Consider the following 18,632-nt stretch of genomic DNA (forward strand, 5'->3'; position numbering starts at 1 on the left):
TCAGTGACGCTAAATCTTTTCGCGTGAATGTGACCCAAACAATCGCTTATCCTGGGTGACCATCGCTTCTTGGTTTCATTAGCATTGGACCAAATTTTACGACAAAAAGAATAAAGGCATAAATCCATAGCGCAGCCGACACTTGGATCAGTGTCAGAATGTGTTGTGGCCAGAAAGCCACCCCAACGCCACGTAAAATTGCAGCGAGTAAAATCGCGATAAAGGCGTGCCACATACGTGGACCTTCATAGATCTTACGCCCAGTGTGTCCCATTGTTACACGAGCAATCATGGCTAAAATCAAACCACCAATGCCACCAATGGCTAACACATGAATCATGTTGTGTGAGACAAAGTAGCCATTGGCAATTAGCCCCATCAAGGCAAGACCTTTAATGAGTAACCCGACAGGGACACAAGCATAAGCGGTATGTAAAGACCACACTAAAGGTTCTTTGCAAGTGGTCCATGGTTTCCAGCGGAAAAAACGAACACTTTGCATGACCGCTGCAAATACCATTAATGCTGGGCTAACGGTGGCCGCGGTTAATGGAAAAAAGCTCAATAAAAATAACAAAACCAACGGCAAGTTTGCGCCAATATCTAGCCATAACAATGGGTTGGGTTTCTCAAAGTTGATGCGACGGGCGGTAAAGAAAGGAATAACACGTCCCCCCATAATGGAAATCAGTAGAACAAACCACCAAATCATCGCTTCCCAAACGGCGGCCGCTGGAAAAGGGGCCATTCCTTTTATGGTGGCGTAGGCGGCAAAGTTTGCCCCGATCGCTAAAATAAAAAAGGGTAAGAAAATAAGGTTGCGATATTTATGCGATTTGATCACCCGACCAGAGATTTCATACGCGACTAAGGCTAAGAACAGTGCTTCAATAAGGGCGGTGAACCACAATGGCGTACTCGTCCAAAAGAGCACTCGAGGCAATATCCATAAGCTGACGATCACCGCCAACCATTTGTCTTTAGTGCCATTGATACCAGTCCAATTTTGTACTGCCGTTAAAAGAAAACCTGCGACGATCGCCATCGCAAAGCCAAAAATCATTTCATGAACGTGCCACCATAATGCTGGAACGTGCAACTGGTTTGGTTGACCATATTGAAAAGCATACACCCAGATCGCAATGGCAACAGGGGCATAGATTGCGCCTAATAAGAAAAATGGGCGAAATCCTAAACGCAGCAATGGGGTGATTTTATCTTCAACACTTTTATCAGTGATGTTCATCATGGAAGATGGCTCCTAAAACAAGTTGTGATGGTTTAAAAAGGAAAACCAAACAGGCAATAAATAATGGGTATAATTTTGATGCTATTCTAGATTAAGCAGAAATCGTGCCAATTTTTAAGTCGTTGTTTTTAAATGAATAATTAAAAAGGTAAAAATCATTGATGTTTTTTATACATCAATATGGTAGTTTTATAGGTGCTAGGGTTAGCAAAAACTCGCCATGGCTATTTTTTATTCTTTTTTTAGGGCATATTTGTGGTTAAAAATACATCGCGCCGCACGCCTTCGGTAGAGCAAGCTCTGTTACAAATTGCTTTGGAGCTGAATGCAGGCATGCCCACGACGCAGCATTACCAAAAGTTAATTGATGCATTGCAACTCGTTTTGCCTTGTGATGCTTGTGCGATCTTTATTTTAGACCATCAACAGCAATTGATTCCGGTGGCGATGAATGGGTTGTCGAATGAAGTATTAGGGCGCACTTTTTTGCCTAATTTACACCCACGATTGGAGATGATTTTAAACAGTCGCCAACCGATTCGATTTCCTGAAGATTCAAGCCTTCCCGACCCATTTGATGGCCATTTGAGCGCTGATTTGCATCATAAGATCGATGTCCATTCTTGCATGGGGTGTAGCTTGTATGTGGATGATACCTTAGTGGGGGCGCTAACCTTAGATGCGCAAGCTTCTGGTGCCTTTGATAAAATAGATGATTCAACCGTTGAGACTTTTGCGGCATTAGCGGCGGGTATCGTACGCAATATTAGCTTGTTTGAAGCGTTAAGTAAGGCCAATCATCAACAACAATCAATTAATAAACTACTGATAGATGAAGCGCGCAGTCGTGGCGGGAAATTAGTCGGGGTCAGCCCGCAAATTAAACGCCTGCTTGCTAATATTAAAATGGTGGCGCAATCCAATTATGCGGTGTTAATCAGTGGGGAAACTGGTACCGGCAAAGAATTAGTGGCGCATCAAATTCATGCACAAAGCTTACGTTCTGATAAGCCTATGGTGTATGTGAACTGTGCAGCATTACCCGAATCGATTGCTGAAAGTGAACTATTTGGCCACGTTAAAGGCGCGTTTACTGGGGCGACTTCCCATCGCGCGGGGAAATTTGAATTAGCCGATGGCGGGACTATCTTTTTAGATGAAATCGGTGAATTGCCGCTCTTGTTACAGGCCAAACTGTTGCGGGTGATTCAACAAGGTGAGGTGCAACGAGTAGGAGCGGATAAAAACAGCCTGATTGATGTACGAATTATTGCTGCAACTAATCGTGATTTAGATAAAGAAGTCCGCGAAGGCCGTTTCCGTTCAGACCTTTTCCATCGCTTAAATGTGTTTCCGATTGCGGTGCCGCCATTACGTGAGCGTGAAGGCGATATTCCGGTCTTAATTGGACATATTCTCGATACGATACGGACGCAATTTCAGCTAAAGACTCTGCACATTCATCCTCTAGCGTTACAAAAGTTAGAACAACAACAATGGCTCGGTAATGTGCGTGAATTAGAGCATACCTTAATGCGAGCCGGTTTAAGAGCGATGCAAGAGCAAGCTAAATTGATTGAATGGCAACATTTTAATGCCGATTTATCTATAGGCTCAACACCAACGGCTATGCCAGAGGAGTCAGAACGGGGAGTGCTCGCCTTACTGCCTACCGAGCCTACGCCAATGCGTACTGCGGTTGAAGCCTATCAAAAACAATTGATTGAACACGCTTTACAGCAATCGGGCGGTGTGTGGGCCAAAGCGGCAGAATTTTTACAAATGGACCGTGGCAACCTCTATAAAATGGGCAAAAAATTGGGTTTATAGTTAATCTGAGTTAATAGCTAATCTGAGTTACAGCTAATCTGCGTTACGGATAACTTACTATTTAACCTCAATTGCGGATAAGAGTGTCACAAAAACAAGTTTAACCTTCTAGTTATCCGCAGCTGAGGTTATTTAGGCTTAGTTAAGACTGGATGGTCTAGTTTGATGGCTAAGGAAAACCCAAGAGTGGGTATAAGAGGATAAATATGTGATTTGCAATACAAAATAAACTGAAAAATCATGTTGATATTTTATGGATGACGTCGCATGATACGCGAAATTTATTTATAAAGAGCTCGGCGTGAGATTCATTCAGTTTATCTTATTGTTTTTCTGTCTTATTGGCGCATCCCATGCCAAGGCTGAGCACATCTCAAATAATCCAATACTTCCTTCTTCAACTTCATCGGTGATGTGGACCAACATCAGCGATGAGGCATGTTCGTTATCTGTATCCAATGATGTGTCTATTTCCTGTGAGCTTGGGTCATCCTCTGTGCCCTCTACTGAGTGGGCGTCATTGTTTGATTTAAGCCACGACATCTATGTGAATTCTTTTACCTTGAGACTGGCTCATGCCACGCTGAATAATGAGGCTTTAACACCTGATTATGTCAAAGTGTTTGAGTTCACTGAAATCTCTTGGTCTTCTATGGCGTTTCATCAACATGAAACCCTTGCACCACAATCTGATTGGATGATTAAGTACGATCCTCAATCATCGCGTCTTTCCGGTTGGAAGGACAGCAATTTGCAATACATTCCCCAGCAATACTCCCACGCTTAGTTCTTATTCAAACCCGGCTTGGCGCTGAGGAAACTCGCTCAAGCTGGCTGAAATGATCCTCATTTTTTTCATCAGTTCTCAATGGTTTTGACGTCGGAAAATAGAGTTTCCATTGATGATGATAAAAGTGTTCTATCAATAGGTCGCTGCTCAATAGCCTTAATATCTTTCTGATATTTAAAGAATATATTTAATATTCTCAAGGTGTCTTGGCACGACAAATGAGTAATTCATTGGCTTTTGGTTGCCAATGAGTAACTTCTTCTAGGTAAATAGTATGAATTTACAACATAAACGTACGACCACGAAGCGTACCTTAAATAAATACGGTTACTGGCAATATGCAGTACTGATTGTCACTTTAGTGATTATGTTATTGAGCGCCTTGCCTTCTTGGTTTGGTGAGTCCTCAGCCTTACAAATCAATCAAGGCACTGATAACCGTTTGGAAGTGGCGCAAAAGAAAAAGCTTGAGCCATTAAGACTGCAACACGAGTTAACCCAGCAAGGCATCGCGTTAAAAGAAATTAAGCAAGATGATACGACCACTTGGGTGATTTTGGACAACCCAGATCAAATGCCAGTGGCGAAAAACCTCTTACTGGAAATGTTCGGCCAACAAGGGCAAGGCAATGGTGTGCAAGTGGCGTTAGCGTCAGTGGCGAATGCTCCACAATGGCTTACCAATCTTGGCTTTAAACCCATTTCGCTTGGCTTAGACTTGCGTGGTGGGGTGCAGTTCTTACTTGATGTGGATATGCAATCTGTCTATCAAGGGCAAACGGATCAGTTGAAAAAAGACATTAGTCATTTTCTGTTTGAGCAAAAAATGCGTCGCGCTAAATTTAGTGGTATTTCACCTGAAGGGTTAACGGTCACTTTAACGAGCGCCGACCAAGCTTCACAATTGCATGATTTTATTAGTAAAGAATATAACGGTTGGAAAATTCATACGGATGGACGTCATCTTTCGGTGACCCGTTTAGAATCGGAAAGTGTGGATTTACGTAATATTACGGTACAGCAAAACTTACAGATCATGCGTAGTCGTATTGAAGAGTTGGGTATTACCGAAGCGTCGGTACAAAGACAAGGTGAACATCGTATTCGCATTGAATTACCTGGTGTTCAAGACCCTGCTCAAGCAAAAAATGTGATTGGGGCAACCGCAAGTTTGGCGTTTTATGAAGTACTGAATAATACCGCGCTGAATGGCAAAAACATCCCAGATGAAAATGGCACCTTAGTTAAAGTGGCTTCATCGCCAGTGCTCACCGGTGAACATATTATCGATGCTCGCGCTAACTTTGGTGAAATGGGTATGCCGGAAGTCAACATTACTTTGGATGCTCAAGGCGGCAAGATGATGGCGGATTTCTCTGGTGGTCATATTGGTAAGCCAATGGCAACCGCCTACAGTGAGTATTCTCGCAATGAACGTGGTGAAGTCGTGCAAACCAATAAGGTCATTAGCGTGGCGACCATTCAATCGGCATTAGGCTCTAAGTTCCGTATTACCGGAGCGGGCTCTATTCAAGATGCTCAAAGCTTGGCGTTATTGCTACGTGCCGGTTCGTTGACCGCACCAGTGACGATTGTGGAAGAACGCACCATTGGCCCAACATTAGGGGCAGAAAATATCACCAATGGTTTTTCTGCTTTAGCGTTAGGTTTAGGCATGACCTTGCTGTTTATGGCGGTTTGGTATCGTCGTTTAGGCTGGATTGCCAACGTGGCCTTGTTGGGCAACATGGTGATGTTATTTGGCCTGTTAGCCTTAATTCCTGGCGCGGTGTTGACCTTACCGGGTATTGCAGGGCTGGTATTGACTGTTGGTATGGCCGTTGACACTAACGTACTGATTTTTGAACGTATTCGAGACAAGTTACAAGAAGGGAATAGTCTGGCAATGGCGATTAACAGTGGCTTTAGTAGCGCCACTAGCACCATTTTGGATGCCAACTTCACCACGATGATTACCGCGATAGTGTTGTATTACATTGGTAATGGTCCAATCCAAGGTTTTGCGTTAACACTAGGTCTTGGGTTAGTAACGAGTATGTTTACCGGTATTTTTGCTTCTCGCGCCATTATTAACTGGTTATGGGGTCAAGATAACCGTCGCAATGTGAGAATTTAATCATGAGTAAATTAATGAATATGCGTAATGCTAGCCAATGGCGTTATGGAACCAGTGTAGTATCAATTTTAGTCATGTGTCTTGCGGTGTTCTTTATCTTCTCACGAGGATTGAACTGGGGGCTAGACTTTACCGGTGGGGTCGTGAGTGAAGTGCAAGTTGATCATCGCATCACCAGCAGTGAATTAACACCGTTACTTGAAGCCGGATTAGGACAAAAAGTCAGTGTTGTGGCCAGTGAAGGCCCGGGGCGCTGGGTGATTCGTTATAGCATTCCTGACAATATGGAAACCGCTAATGTATCCATTGAAAGCTTGTTAGCGCCATTAAATGGTGACACTCAAGTACTTAATACCAGTGTGGTTGGTCCGCAAGTTGGTCAAGAGTTAGCGGATCAGGGCGGTTTGGCGTTATTGGTATGTCTGCTTTGCATCATGGGGTATTTAAGTGTTCGTTTTGAATGGCGCTTGGCTTTGGGCTCCTTGCTTGCCTTGTTGCATGATGTGGTATTTGTCTTAGGTTTCTTTGCGCTGAGCCAAATGGAGTTTAACCTTACGGTGTTAGCGGCGGTGCTTGCGATCTTAGGCTACTCATTGAATGACTCGATCATCATTGCCGACCGTATTCGTGAACTATTACGTCTGAAGCCGGATGAAAAAACCGCAGATATTAACAATCAGGCCATTGCTGCGACGTTTAGCCGTACCATGATCACTTCGGGAACCACATTAATGACGGTGTCAGCCTTATGGTTACTTGGGGGCGCACCATTAGAAGGTTTCTCGGTTGCCATGTTTATCGGGATTATAGTTGGTACTTGGTCATCGATTGCGGTAGGAACTTCATTGCCAGAAATATTAGGCTTAAAACCAGAACATTATAAAGTGGTGGCGATCGCCGAAACGCCATAGTGTTGAACTAATTAGTGTTAAATCAATGAGCGCCTTTATCTTGTTGTTGTTACAGGCTAAAGGCGCTTTTTTATGCCTATTATTCTCCGTGATGTTTTTTTTACATCGAAATGTTGTGTTATCTACATCAATCAATCCATTATGCTTTTACATATTTCTTTAAATATCAACAGGTTAAAAGTTGGCACGGTATGTGCTTTATAGTGATTAAGTTTTTATTGGCCTTAAATTTGTAGGCCGTATTTTTATAAATCACTGGAGCTTTAAACTATGTTCTGTATTCAATGTGAACAAACAATCCGTACCCCTGCTGGCGATGGCTGTTCTTATGCACAAGGTATGTGTGGTAAGACAAGTGAGGTATCTGATCTGCAAGATATCTTAGTCTATGTTTTGCAAGGTGTGTCTTTTTGGGCGGAACTTGGTCGCAAATTTGACATCGTTGATTCTGAAGTGGACGAGTGGGCACCACAAGCTTTCTTCTCAACCTTAACTAACGTGAACTTCGATGCAGACCGTATCGTTGAATTTTCAAATCAAGCATATGTATACAAATTACGTCTAGAAGAAAAAGTACGTGCGGCAGCGACCTTAGCCAATGAAGCGTTACCTGAGTTAACCCCTGCGGCTCAATTTGCATTACCAACTGAGCGTGAAGAATTATTAAAATACGCGCCTCTTGCTGCAGTAAACCGCGGTCATGAAACGGTTGACCCAGATGTAATGGGATTACGTTTATTATCTCTATATGGTCTAAAAGGCGCGGCAGCTTATATGGAGCATGCACGCGTACTTGGTCAAACAGATGAAGCAATTTTTGCTGAATACCATCAAATCATGGCTTGGTTAGGCTCTGAGCCGCAAGATCTTCAAGCACTACTTGATTGCTCTATGCAAATTGGTTTGATGAACTACAAAATTATGGAAATTTTAGACCGTGGTGAAACCGAAACCTTTGGTCACCCAGCGCCAACTCAAGTGAACGTTAAACCCGTAAAAGGCAAATGTATCTTAGTATCTGGCCATGACTTGCATGATCTAGAAAAAATCTTGCAACAAACTGAAGGCAAAGGCATCAACGTATATACCAATGGTGAAATGTTGCCAGCGCACGGTTACCCTGAATTAAATAAATACCCTCACTTAGTGGGTAACTACGGTAGCGCATGGCAAAATCAGCAAAAAGAATTTGCTAACTTCCCTGGCGCAATCGTAATGACATCAAACTGTCTGCTTAACCCAGAAGTCGGTCAATACAACGATCGCATCTTTACACGTAGCATTGTCGGCTGGCCAAATGTGACTCACATTGTGGGTGATGATTTCTCTGAAGTGATTGATTGTGCATTAGCGCAAGAAGGTTTCAAGCATGATGAAATTGAACACATGATCACGGTTGGTTTTGGTCGCAATGCCCTAATGGAAGCGGCGCCTGCGGTTATCGATCAAGTGAAGCAAGGCAACATCAGCCACTTCTTCCTAGTGGGCGGTTGTGATGGTGACAAAGTAGAACGTAATTACTTTAATGAATTTACTAAACAAACGCCAGACGACAGCCTAATTCTCACTCTGGCTTGTGGTAAGTTCCGTTTCAATAAAGAACAACACGGTGAAATCAACGGCATCCCTCGTCTATTAGATGTGGGTCAATGTAATGACTCATACTCAGCCATTCAATTAGCACTTGCCTTGGCCAAAGAGTTTGATTGTGGTGTGAATGATCTTCCGCTTACTTTAGTGCTTTCTTGGTTCGAGCAAAAAGCGATTGTGGTTCTATTAACTCTTCTTGCGCTAGGTATTAAAGGTATTTACACCGGTCCAACTAAGCCGGCGTTCTTAACTGATAACCTAATGGCGGTCATGCAAGAGAAGTTCGATCTACGTGGGATCTCAACAGTTGAAGCGGATTTAAAAACTATCTTGGGTGAGAAAGTAGCCTAATTCTTAAATAGCGCTAATACCACTCTAGGAGCAAGATTACGGGAACCTCCTGATAATTAAGCTTTCTAGAGTGGTTTTTAAAATTAAAAAAACAGCAAACGGTAGAGAAAAATGAATCCATTCCAATGGCCTGACAATGGCGCTGTATCTTTAATCTGCAAACGTAAATGGGCAGAGACTTCAACCAGTGTCAGTGTAACCTTAGCGCCAGAGAGCGGTGAGCCACTTTGCTTTGATTTCATTCCTGGCCAGTTCATTACTTTGGGGATTGAGATTGACGGTAAAATGGAATACCGCGCATACTCTCTCAGCTCCATTCCTAATCAAACCGAATTACAACTGACCATCAAACGAGTTGTTGATGGCAAAGTATCTAATTATATTGTCGATAGCCTAGAAGAAGGGCACGTTGTATCAGTATTAAAGCCGGCAGGTGAGTTTCATATAGAGCAACCACACGGTGAGCGTATTGTCTTATTAAGTGCCGGGTGTGGGATCACTCCGGTTATGTCAATGGCAAAGACTTTGCTTGCCGATGACAATGATAATACTGATATTCACTTTATCCATGCTGCTACGGCATTGGATCAAGTGATTTATCATCAAGAATTACTTGAAATGGCGGCCTCACATGAGCGTTTTCATTTAGATGTGATGCTTGAAGATGCCAAAGGTAGTCATTACCTCGAAGGGCGTTTAACTCAAGCAGCGCTCAAACAATATTGCCCGGATATTGCAGATCGCAGTGCATTCTTATGTGGGCCAGTTGGTTTTATGGCGGCGATGCAAGAAAATCTCCAAGCGCTGGGTATGAACATGGACTATTTCTATCAAGAAAGTTTTACTCCGGCCGAATCTGAGCAACCCGAAGTCACACAACAAGGTTTAGCTGACAAAGCACAGGCATTGAGCCAAGCGAGTGTTTTTGTTCCAACATTTGATGCGCAAGTCGAAGTCAAAGTGGGTAGTGTCCTGATTGATGCCTTGGAAGCGGCTAAAGTACCTGTAATTGCGGCATGTCGTAGTGGGATTTGTGGCTCATGCAAATGTAAAGTTACGCAAGGGGAATATACTCGCACTAGTACCGCGACCTTAACCGAAGAAGAATTAGAGCAAGGCTTTGTCTTGGCCTGTTCTTGTCAAATTGGCTCGGATGTCGAAGTGGCGCTGAATTAATCATTATTCCTATATTTATCGATAAAAGAAAAGGTCATGATGATATTCATCATGACCTTTTTGTCTCAATGTTCTTAAACAACGAATTATTATTTCGTCGTTGGCGCTTCTTGAAGTTTTTTCATTACACTATCAAGGTTAAATGATGCAGGGCTTTGGCTTGGCGGGAATTCTTTGAAAGTTTCTAAGAATTTTGCCACGTAAGCTTGTGCTGGTACGTATAGATAAACATGATCCAATACCCAGTCCCAATAAGTGTTAGAAGTAATATCGGCTTCTTCATATGGGTCTGAACGTAGGTTGAATAGTTTAGGTGTACGTAATGGAGTGAATGGTTCTGCCCAGACTAATAAGGTTCCTTTTGCTCGTTGCTCCATGAAGACCACTTTCCAATCTTCATAACGAAGGGCAACCAGTTGACCATCATCATTGAAGTAGAAGAACTCTTTACGTGGTGATTCAGTCGCTTTACCTGTTAAGTAAGGAAGTTGGTTATAACCGTCAAGGTGTACTTTAAAGGTTTTGTCGCCAACTTTTTTACCTTTAAGTAGTTCTTCTTTGACATTGGTTTGACCTACTGCGGCAAGGATAGTTGGGAACCAATCAAGACCACTGACAATTCCATTAGCTACGCTTCCTGGTTTTATATGACCAGGCCAACGGATCATAGCGGGTACACGGTAAGCGCCTTCCCAGTTAGTCACTTTTTCACTACGGAATGGGCTATTTGCTGCATCTGGCCATGAGTTTTTATGCGGACCATTATCGGTGGTGTAAAGTACGATTGTATTATCGGCAACACCTAGGTCATCCAATTTTTTCAAGATGGTTCCAACTTGGCCATCATGTTCAATCATGCCATCAGCGTATTCAGTACGAGAGTTTAGGCCAGGCTTATCACGATGCTCGGCTTTGACGTGAGTACGGAAGTGCATGCGGGTGGCATTCCACCATACAAAGAAAGGCTTATCGGCTTTTACTTGTTTTTCCATGAAATCCATCGCTGCAGAAACAGTTTCTTCATCAATGGTTTCCATACGTTTACGTGTTAATGGACCAGTGTCTTCAATTTTACCGTCAGCATAAGAGTGAATGACACCACGAGGGCCATATTTTTTCTTAAATTCTGGATCTTGTGGATAGTTACGTTGCTCGGGTTCTTCTTCGGCATTGAGGTGATAAAGGTTACCAAAAAATTCATCAAATCCGTGATTGGTTGGTAAGAACTTATCACGGTCACCTAAGTGGTTTTTACCAAATTGACCAGTCGCATAACCTAAAGGTTTTAACATTTGTGCGATAGTGACATCACGGTCTTGTAAACCCACATCAGCCCCGGGAAGACCAACTTTTGCGAGCCCTGTTCGCAAGGTTGTTTGGCCAGTAATAAAGGTTGAACGACCCGCAGTACAACTTTGCTCGGCGTAGTAGTCGGTAAATATTACCCCGTCATTGGCAATTTTATCGATGTTTGGAGTGTGATAGCCAACCAGTCCCATGGTGTAAGCAGAAATATTGGATTGACCAATATCATCGCCAAATATTACTAAGATATTTGGTTTGTCTGTGGCTGAGTAAGCATTACATGAGGCGAGTACCGCCCCGAGGGTGAATGTTCTCTTTAAGATAGGATGCATGAATCCTCCTGAGCATTTATCCATAAATTGTAGAGTTAAACTCTAGGTACAAATATCAACTAACACTTTGATATTTAATTCCATTTATCAGTGTAATGTATCCGTTAACGAAATATTAGTGGTTGATATTAAATAGTTATGAACTTTTGTCCTTTATTTGTTCAATTTGTGGCTTAGAGCTAACTTCTGTTGTTATTTTGAAGCTTTTCTACATGGAATACTTATTACTATAAGTATGATAGTGACCATAACTCTATGAAGTTTATAAGCAATATAACCCTTGGTAATGTGAATTTAGACATATACTAATTAATAGTACATATCTTAGTTATTGGTACATATCTTAGTTATTGGTAGATCATAATGATGAGGATTTTATGACAACGACACATGATTCAATACAAACACTGAAGGATCAGGTTGAACGATCCGTTGTAGGCCAATCCCATGTGGTCAATTCGTTAATATTGGGGTTATTGACTGGTGGGCATATTTTGTTGGAAGGATTGCCGGGCACCGCTAAAACTCGCTCAGTCAAAGCGCTAGCCAATGTGTTACAAACACAATTTGGCCGCATTCAATTTACTCCGGATCTACTACCGTCGGATGTGACCGGCACCGAGCTTTATCAAGAAGTTGAGGGTAAACATCAATTGCGTTTTCAAGCAGGGCCGATTTTTAACAATATTGTCCTTGCCGATGAAATAAACCGTGCACCAGCAAAAGTTCAAGCGGCATTATTAGAAGCGATGGCCGAAGGAACGATCACCGTCGGTGACAAAACGCATCAATTACCTGAATTATTCATGGTACTTGCCACGCAAAACCCGATTGAGCAAGAAGGAACCTACCCATTACCTGAAGCTCAAATGGACCGTTTTTTATTAAAAGTCGACGTCGATTACCCTGACGCTTCAGCAGAAAAAGAGATCATTCGTTTGGTGCGTCATGAAGAAAAGGGAGCGCAACAGTCTCAATCAGATTCGATAATCGCTACCCCGTTTGATATCCAATCGGTATTTGATGCTCGCGAGCAAATTGCTAAGGTGGAAGTCTCGGATATGGCGGAAGATTATATCGTTAATTTGATTATGGCGACCCGTTCACCAAGTGATTACCCCAATGCTTCTCTATCAAAATGGATTCAAGTTGGCTCGAGTCCCCGCGCCTCTATTGCGTTAGACAAATGTGCCCGAGCGCAGGCCTGGCTTGCCGGTCGTGATCATGTTATTCCGGATGATATTCGCGCCGTAGTACCTATGGTCATGGGACATCGTTTTATCCTTTCTTATGATGCGCTAGCCGACGGTGTGACTCATCAGCAAGTCATTGATGAATTATTGAATACAGTCACGATCGGTTAAGAGAGGCGCTATGGCAACGCAAGGTCTTGACTCAAGAATATATTGTGAATTTTCGCGTTTGGTTCGCTTACAAGCCCAAGTTCATTCGTTTAGCTTTTTACCCAAAATGAATGCGGGGACGGCGTTGGCGGGGCGGCATAATTCACGTTTTCGTGGGCGAGGGTTGAACTTTGAAGAATTACGCCATTATCAATTAGGTGATGATATTCGAAATCTCGATTGGAAAGTGACCATTCGAACTGGTAAGCCACACGTTAGAATGTATACCGAAGAAAAAGATCGCAATGTGATTGTTGCGGTCGATCAACGCAGTGGGATGTTTTTTTCTTCGGTGAATGTCATGAAGTCGGTGGTTGCTGCTGAAATTGCTGCACTGACCGGGTGGCGAGTGATTAAAGACAACGACCGAGTGGGATTTAGCTTTGCAACGCCCGAACATTTGATTTATCACAAAGCGCAGCGTTCGCAAAATGATTTATTACGCGAACTTCGTTATTTAGCGCAACGTAACCAAGCCTTAAATGTCGATTCAAAAAATACTCAACAAGTCACTTTTAGCGAATGGATTAAAAGTCTGGCTCAATTAAAGCTTAAAGCCGCAACGATTGTAATCATCAGTGATTGGCATGACACGACAGAGCAGGACATCAAACGTTTGCAGCATTTACAGCAACATAATGATGTCTTAAGCATTTTAGTAGCGGACCCTATGGAAGCGTCATTACCGGAAAATATTGCTAAAAATCGCTGGGTGATTGGTGATGGACATTATCAATTAAGCTTAGATACCCATCATAAAGTTAGCGCTGCCAATCAAAGTTTAACAACTCAAACGAATTTAAAGCGTGACCAGTTGATTAAAATTATGGCCATGAATGCCATGCCTGTGATTGAACTGGACACTAGCGGTGAGCACGTTAAACAATTTAAGCGTTCAATTGGAGGTCCAGCATGACACAACCTGAACCACCAAGGTCTTATATTTTAAAAGGGTTAGAAGAAGTCGGCTTACCCGACCATGTTAGCTGGTTTCCTCAAACTCTGGGTTGGAAAATTCTAGCCATGATTTTGTTGTTGGTCGTGATGTACTTTTCTTATAAAAAAGCGCGTTCTTGGTGGCTTAATCGTTATCGTATGGAAGCACTAAAAGTCACCACCGCACTACCTCTTGATGATCCTAAATTCGAATATAAATTATTTATCATTATTAAACGGGTCATGGGGCATTTAGATGCTCAGCATCAAGCACTTTATGGTGAGCAATTTGTGATGGCCTTGACGACTTATCCAATGCGTAGCCCGATTCAATTAGCGCCGCCTTTAGCACAAGCTTGGCTGGCCTCGTTGACCTCGACTCAATATGCGTTGACGGAATCGGATAAACAAGCACTCAAACATTATTGCTTAGCTTGGCTTCAGTATCACCATTTAGGGAGAGGTCAATGATCACTTCTTCGTTAGATTTTATCAGCCCACAATGGTTTTGGGTATTACCGCTGCCCATTTTGGTTTATTGGTTCGTTCCGGCTTATCGAACAAAGCGAACCGCCATTAAAGTGCCGTTTTTTGATTTATTGATTAACGCTTTGGGTGAAGAGCCTTCAGAAGGGGCAACTCAGTTGAAGCCTAGCTGGTGGCAACGAATCATTTTATTGGTCAGTTGGTTATGTGTGGTCATTGCCTTAGCTCAGCCACAAATGCTTGGTGAACCACAAGTGCGTAAAAGTATGGGGCGAGATGTGATGGTGGCGGTCGATTTATCAGGTTCGATGTCAGAACAAGATTTTACTGATGCCAATGGCAAAAGTATTGATCGCCTTAATGCGGCTAAATCGGTACTAAAAGATTTCATTAAAGAGCGAGAAGGCGATCGGCTTGGTTTGATTTTGTTTGGTGATGCGGCATTTGTACAAACACCATTCACCGCAGATCATGAAGCATGGTTGACATTATTAGATCAAACAGAAGTGGCAATGGCCGGTGAAAGTACGGCATTAGGTAATGCAATAGGGCTGGCGATTAAAACATTTGAACAAAGTTCTCAAGAGGCTGGGGCGGCTCAAAGGGAGAAAGTCGTGATTGTGTTAACCGATGGCAATGATACGGCCAGTTTTGTTGAACCGATTGATGCAGCCAAAGTAGCAGCGGCAAAAGGTGTGCGTATTCATGTTATTGCCATGGGAGATCCTACTACCGTTGGGGAGCAAGCACTGGATATGGATGTGATTAATAAAATTGCAAAAGATACCGGAGGACAAGCTTTCCAAGCCAAAGACCGCAATGGCTTACAAAAAGCTTATGATGATATTAATCAGCTTGAGCCTAAATTGTATGAAAGTACCACTTATCGTCCCAAGGTTTCGTTGCAACATTATTTTATGGCTGTCGTCATGGTGTTGTATTTACTGGCCTTTACTCTAATGACAATAAAGCGTATTCGTAGCCAGTCACACGATAGAGCGTCTCAAGCCTCATCCAAAGGAGGTGAGCATGTTTGATTCACTGCTTTGGCAACAAATATTGAGTCAGTTTCACTTCATTCGCCCATGGTGGTTATTGAGCTTTATTCCATTTGGCATCATTGTTTTTTTACGTTGGTATTACGATGCAAAATCTGAGTTTTCGGATATTTTGCCGCCACATTTACGACGTGCTTTGACCATAGGTGAGCAAGGATGGAAAAAACAGCTGCCGCTTAAATTACTCGCGATCTCGATTGCCATTGGGATTGTCATTTGTGCCGGACCGACATGGCAAAGAGAAGCCTCACCCTTTGGTGAAGATAAAGCCCAAATGGTGGTGGTATTAGACAATTCTGAATCGATGCTTGAAAGCGATTTAGCTCCCAGTCGTCTTGAACGTTCGAAACAAAAAATTCGTGACCTATTAACCTTACGAGCGGGAGGAAAAACCGGGTTGGTAGTGTATGCAGGCACCGCTCATACCGCCATGCCTTTAACTCAAGATAGCGCAGTGTTTGCTCCATTTTTAGCGGCAATTTCACCGGATATTATGCCGACCGCCGGAAAATTTGCGGAGACCAGTTTACCGGTAGTTGACCGCTTATTGGATGGAGCTCTGGGCGGCACCATTTTATTAGTGACCGATGGCGTAACGCCTAAAGCAATCGAGGAATTTGCACAATTCTTTCAAGAAAAGCCATATCAATTATTGATTCTAGCGGCAGGGAATCCTGATGTCGCCACAAATAACCCGATTGATATGAAATCACTCCATACATTAGCCGATAAAACTCACGGCCGGGTGGTTGAAGTGACCGTGGATAATCGCGATATTCAAACCTTGAATAATGAGATTGAGCGAAATATGCAAATTAATGGTGAGTCAGCAATGCCGTGGAAAGATATGAGTCATCCTCTCATTATTGTGATTGCTGTATTGATTTTATTTTGGTTCCGTAAAGGCTGGTTAGTGCAATGGTGTTTGATTGCCACGTTGACCGTTGGCATGCTTCCTCATTCAGCTCATGCCTCGGTGTATCTAAAAGCGAAAGAGAATAGCCCTGTGGTGGAATTATCTTTATGGGATAAAATTTCGCAATCTTGGATGGATCTTTGGCTTACTCCTGAGCAGCAAGGTCAGCGTTTATTCAATCAATTAGACTATTTAGAGGCTGCTAAGCATTTTGAGGATCCAATGAAAAAAGGGATTGCCTACTATTATGCTGCGGAATTTAAACTGGCTCAGAGCGAATTTATTGAAGCTAAATCGGACTTGGGATTGTATTACGCGGCAAGTGCTTTAGCGCATCAACGTGAATATGTGGCCGCGAGAGGGTTGTTAACTCAATTATCTCAAAAAGAGGATTTATCCCCAGAGTTACTGAAAAAGGTGCAACATAACCTCGCCGTCGTCAAAGAGATTGTTGAGGATATTAACCGAATGAGTAAAAGCCAAGTGGGAACTGCGGATGGGCCGGGAGCGAGTCGGGAGCTTGGTAATGAACCTCAGACAGGAGATGGTGCCGATGAGCAAGCTTCAGCCCAAGAAACGGTACAAGAAAAATTGACTGCAGAGCAAATCTTGGGCAGTGATGAGTTAGCCAATAAATGGCTTAAAAAAGTGGATGCGGATCCTAAATTCTTTTTGAGTCGTAAGTTTGCCTTACAGTTGCAACAAAAGGCAGTCAGTGACACTGTCACCAAGTCGGCGTCAGATACCCAATCTGCTTCGTCGTCATCACAAGGAGAACAATAATGAAGAGATCTCGTTGGCTGGTGGTGATAAGCCTTTTGATGATGGCGCTGACAACTTCATTGGCTCAGGCGCAATCTGAGAAAGTGAGCGCAATACAGACCCATAAAATTAGCGATCAGGTCGTGGAAGTAAAAACGTGGTTAGGTGCGGATGCTGACCATGTTCAAAAGGAGTTTGCAGTTAACCAACAAATCATACTGATTATCGATGTGAGCACCCCACGTTGGTTTGTCGGTTCAACGACCATTGGTCATATCGATGTACCAAATTTAGTCGCTAAACAACGTCAAACCTCAGCGACAAATTATACGTCTTTACGTGATGGACAAACCTGGGCACATCAACGCTGGGAAATCACCTTATATCCTCAACATTCTGGACAATATACGATCCCTGCATTACCTGTGACTACCCATATAGCCGGAAATCAGGCTAAAAAAGTCAAAGGGACGATCTGGACAAGTAAATTGACCTTTGATGCTCGTTTACCCGATGGAACCTTAACAGATAAAGAGCAATGGTTTTCGGCTACCGATGCCAGCATTAAACAGACATGGCTCACTTCTAACGAAAAAGTGAAAGTAGGAGATGCCATCACTCGCACTGTTAATATTGAAGCGAAAAATGCGTTATCCATGTTGTTGCCTCAAGCATTGAACAGTACTTCTAGTTCGCAGTACCAAGCCTATGCCGACCCTGCGCAATTATCCGATACCAGTGAGCGTGGAGAATATCTCTCCAGCCGTCAGGATAAAGTGGTTTATGTACTTCAACAGGGCGGCGATATTCGCTTTCCAGCACTTACTATCAAATGGTGGAATACCAAAACCCAAAAAGTAGAAACTGTGGTATTAGCTGGTAAGACTTTTCATGTAACCCATACACCAAGCTCATTTATTAAAGCGTATTGGCCAGTGATGGCCTACCTTTTGCTCATCGTCATTGGGCTTTGCGTGATATTGCTGATGATTCGTCGTTACTTACGTCATCATGAAATACCGTTATTCTTGCAGTTTCAACGTGCTGTGCGACAAAAAGACTATGCTCGTTCACGATTGATTTTATACATCAAATTAAAACGTGAAACTAAGAGTAATACATTTAATGCTAATGAGGGGGTGGCTGATATTGGTGAAACTCTTGTGCATGATGCAGCAACTTTGAATTGGCGGTCAATATGGCGAAAAATAAAGCCTAACCATCAACATTCTTCATCGATATTGACGCCATTAGAGTTGGATAAAAAATTAAAAGAGCTCTCAAAGCATTAAGATCTTGTTGAGAGTATCTGAATTAAAGGTGGTGATAAAACAACCAGTGCTTATCGTCTAATATATTGATAGTGAATAGATTAAAAATAGGTATGACAAATAATTACG

General features: G+C 42.8%; 14 protein-coding genes. 12 read left to right on the top strand and 2 right to left on the bottom strand.

The features are described 5' to 3' along the window. Positions 1-46: 46 nt before the first annotated feature. The gene (locus VCA1004_RS12835) at positions 47-1,249 is read right to left on the bottom strand and encodes an NnrS family protein (protein WP_086980840.1); all 1,203 of its coding nucleotides are present in this window, start codon (positions 1,247-1,249) and stop codon (positions 47-49) included. 333 nt (positions 1,250-1,582) lie between these two features. On the opposite strand from VCA1004_RS12835, the gene norR reads away from it, so the two are divergent. The 6 genes from norR to VCA1004_RS12865 all read left to right on the top strand — a co-directional run bounded on the left by norR (position 1,583) and on the right by VCA1004_RS12865 (position 10,034). Further along, the gene (gene norR / locus VCA1004_RS12840; protein ID WP_232012682.1) at positions 1,583-3,079 is read left to right on the top strand and encodes a nitric oxide reductase transcriptional regulator NorR; all 1,497 of its coding nucleotides are present in this window, start codon (positions 1,583-1,585) and stop codon (positions 3,077-3,079) included. 301 nt (positions 3,080-3,380) lie between these two features. After that, positions 3,381-3,866, top strand: a complete 486-nt coding sequence (locus tag VCA1004_RS12845; RefSeq protein WP_126000540.1) for a hypothetical protein — start codon at positions 3,381-3,383, stop codon at positions 3,864-3,866. Positions 3,867-4,143: 277 nt separating this feature from the next. Next, on the top strand, positions 4,144-6,006 hold the full coding sequence (secD, locus tag VCA1004_RS12850; RefSeq protein WP_086980843.1) for a protein translocase subunit SecD: 1,863 nt from the start codon (positions 4,144-4,146) through the stop codon (positions 6,004-6,006). 2 nt (positions 6,007-6,008) lie between these two features. Beyond that, positions 6,009-6,917, top strand: coding sequence for a protein translocase subunit SecF (secF, locus tag VCA1004_RS12855; protein ID WP_197715845.1), 909 nt, complete (start codon positions 6,009-6,011; stop codon positions 6,915-6,917). A 270-nt stretch (positions 6,918-7,187) separates the two neighbouring features. Further along, positions 7,188-8,858 (top strand): hydroxylamine reductase, encoded by a 1,671-nt coding sequence (gene hcp, locus VCA1004_RS12860; protein WP_086980844.1) that lies wholly within the window; start codon positions 7,188-7,190, stop codon positions 8,856-8,858. A gap of 111 nt (positions 8,859-8,969) precedes the next feature. After that, positions 8,970-10,034, top strand: coding sequence for a hybrid-cluster NAD(P)-dependent oxidoreductase (locus VCA1004_RS12865; RefSeq protein WP_086980845.1), 1,065 nt, complete (start codon positions 8,970-8,972; stop codon positions 10,032-10,034). Positions 10,035-10,123: 89 nt separating this feature from the next. Here the strand turns inward: VCA1004_RS12865 and VCA1004_RS12870 are convergent, their stop codons facing one another. Then, a complete protein-coding gene (locus VCA1004_RS12870) occupies positions 10,124-11,671 on the bottom strand; it encodes an arylsulfatase (RefSeq protein WP_086980846.1) in 1,548 nt (515 codons plus the stop codon). A gap of 377 nt (positions 11,672-12,048) precedes the next feature. Between VCA1004_RS12870 and VCA1004_RS12875 the strand changes: the two genes are divergently transcribed. From VCA1004_RS12875 to VCA1004_RS12900, 6 genes are read left to right on the top strand one after another with little or no spacing between them, the layout of a single operon-like run. Next, the gene (locus VCA1004_RS12875) at positions 12,049-13,035 is read left to right on the top strand and encodes an AAA family ATPase (protein WP_086980847.1); all 987 of its coding nucleotides are present in this window, start codon (positions 12,049-12,051) and stop codon (positions 13,033-13,035) included. A 10-nt stretch (positions 13,036-13,045) separates the two neighbouring features. Further along, complete coding sequence (locus VCA1004_RS12880) at positions 13,046-13,990, top strand: DUF58 domain-containing protein (protein ID WP_086980848.1); 945 nt, start codon at positions 13,046-13,048, stop codon at positions 13,988-13,990. Then, entirely contained in the window at positions 13,987-14,481 is a 495-nt protein-coding gene (locus VCA1004_RS12885; protein ID WP_086980849.1) for a DUF4381 domain-containing protein, read from the top strand. The genes VCA1004_RS12880 and VCA1004_RS12885 overlap by 4 nt, the downstream gene beginning before the upstream one ends. Beyond that, a complete protein-coding gene (locus VCA1004_RS12890) occupies positions 14,478-15,533 on the top strand; it encodes a vWA domain-containing protein (protein ID WP_086980850.1) in 1,056 nt (351 codons plus the stop codon). The genes VCA1004_RS12885 and VCA1004_RS12890 overlap by 4 nt, the downstream gene beginning before the upstream one ends. Beyond that, a complete protein-coding gene (locus VCA1004_RS12895; protein WP_086980851.1) occupies positions 15,526-17,253 on the top strand; it encodes a VWA domain-containing protein in 1,728 nt (575 codons plus the stop codon). Before VCA1004_RS12890 ends, VCA1004_RS12895 begins: the two co-directional genes overlap by 8 nt. Beyond that, entirely contained in the window at positions 17,253-18,524 is a 1,272-nt protein-coding gene (locus tag VCA1004_RS12900) for a BatD family protein (RefSeq protein ID WP_086980852.1), read from the top strand. The genes VCA1004_RS12895 and VCA1004_RS12900 overlap by 1 nt, the downstream gene beginning before the upstream one ends. Positions 18,525-18,632: the final 108 nt, after the last annotated feature.

Origin of the sequence: Vibrio aphrogenes (assembly GCF_002157735.2) — a bacterium.
GTDB classification, from domain to species: Bacteria; Pseudomonadota; Gammaproteobacteria; order Enterobacterales; family Vibrionaceae; genus Vibrio; species Vibrio aphrogenes.

Coding starts and splice junctions, on each gene's coding strand:
- norR (WP_232012682.1), top strand. CDS start 1,583: ATGCCCACGACGCAGCATTACCAAAAGTTAATTGATGCATTGCAACTC.
- VCA1004_RS12870 (WP_086980846.1), bottom strand. CDS start 11,671: ATGCATCCTATCTTAAAGAGAACATTCACCCTCGGGGCGGTACTCGCC.
- VCA1004_RS12875 (WP_086980847.1), top strand. CDS start 12,049: ATGACAACGACACATGATTCAATACAAACACTGAAGGATCAGGTTGAA.
- VCA1004_RS12900 (WP_086980852.1), top strand. CDS start 17,253: ATGAAGAGATCTCGTTGGCTGGTGGTGATAAGCCTTTTGATGATGGCG.
- VCA1004_RS12895 (WP_086980851.1), top strand. CDS start 15,526: ATGTTTGATTCACTGCTTTGGCAACAAATATTGAGTCAGTTTCACTTC.
- VCA1004_RS12880 (WP_086980848.1), top strand. CDS start 13,046: ATGGCAACGCAAGGTCTTGACTCAAGAATATATTGTGAATTTTCGCGT.
- VCA1004_RS12885 (WP_086980849.1), top strand. CDS start 13,987: ATGACACAACCTGAACCACCAAGGTCTTATATTTTAAAAGGGTTAGAA.
- hcp (WP_086980844.1), top strand. CDS start 7,188: ATGTTCTGTATTCAATGTGAACAAACAATCCGTACCCCTGCTGGCGAT.
- VCA1004_RS12835 (WP_086980840.1), bottom strand. CDS start 1,249: ATGATGAACATCACTGATAAAAGTGTTGAAGATAAAATCACCCCATTG.
- VCA1004_RS12865 (WP_086980845.1), top strand. CDS start 8,970: ATGAATCCATTCCAATGGCCTGACAATGGCGCTGTATCTTTAATCTGC.
- secF (WP_197715845.1), top strand. CDS start 6,009: ATGAGTAAATTAATGAATATGCGTAATGCTAGCCAATGGCGTTATGGA.
- VCA1004_RS12890 (WP_086980850.1), top strand. CDS start 14,478: ATGATCACTTCTTCGTTAGATTTTATCAGCCCACAATGGTTTTGGGTA.
- secD (WP_086980843.1), top strand. CDS start 4,144: ATGAATTTACAACATAAACGTACGACCACGAAGCGTACCTTAAATAAA.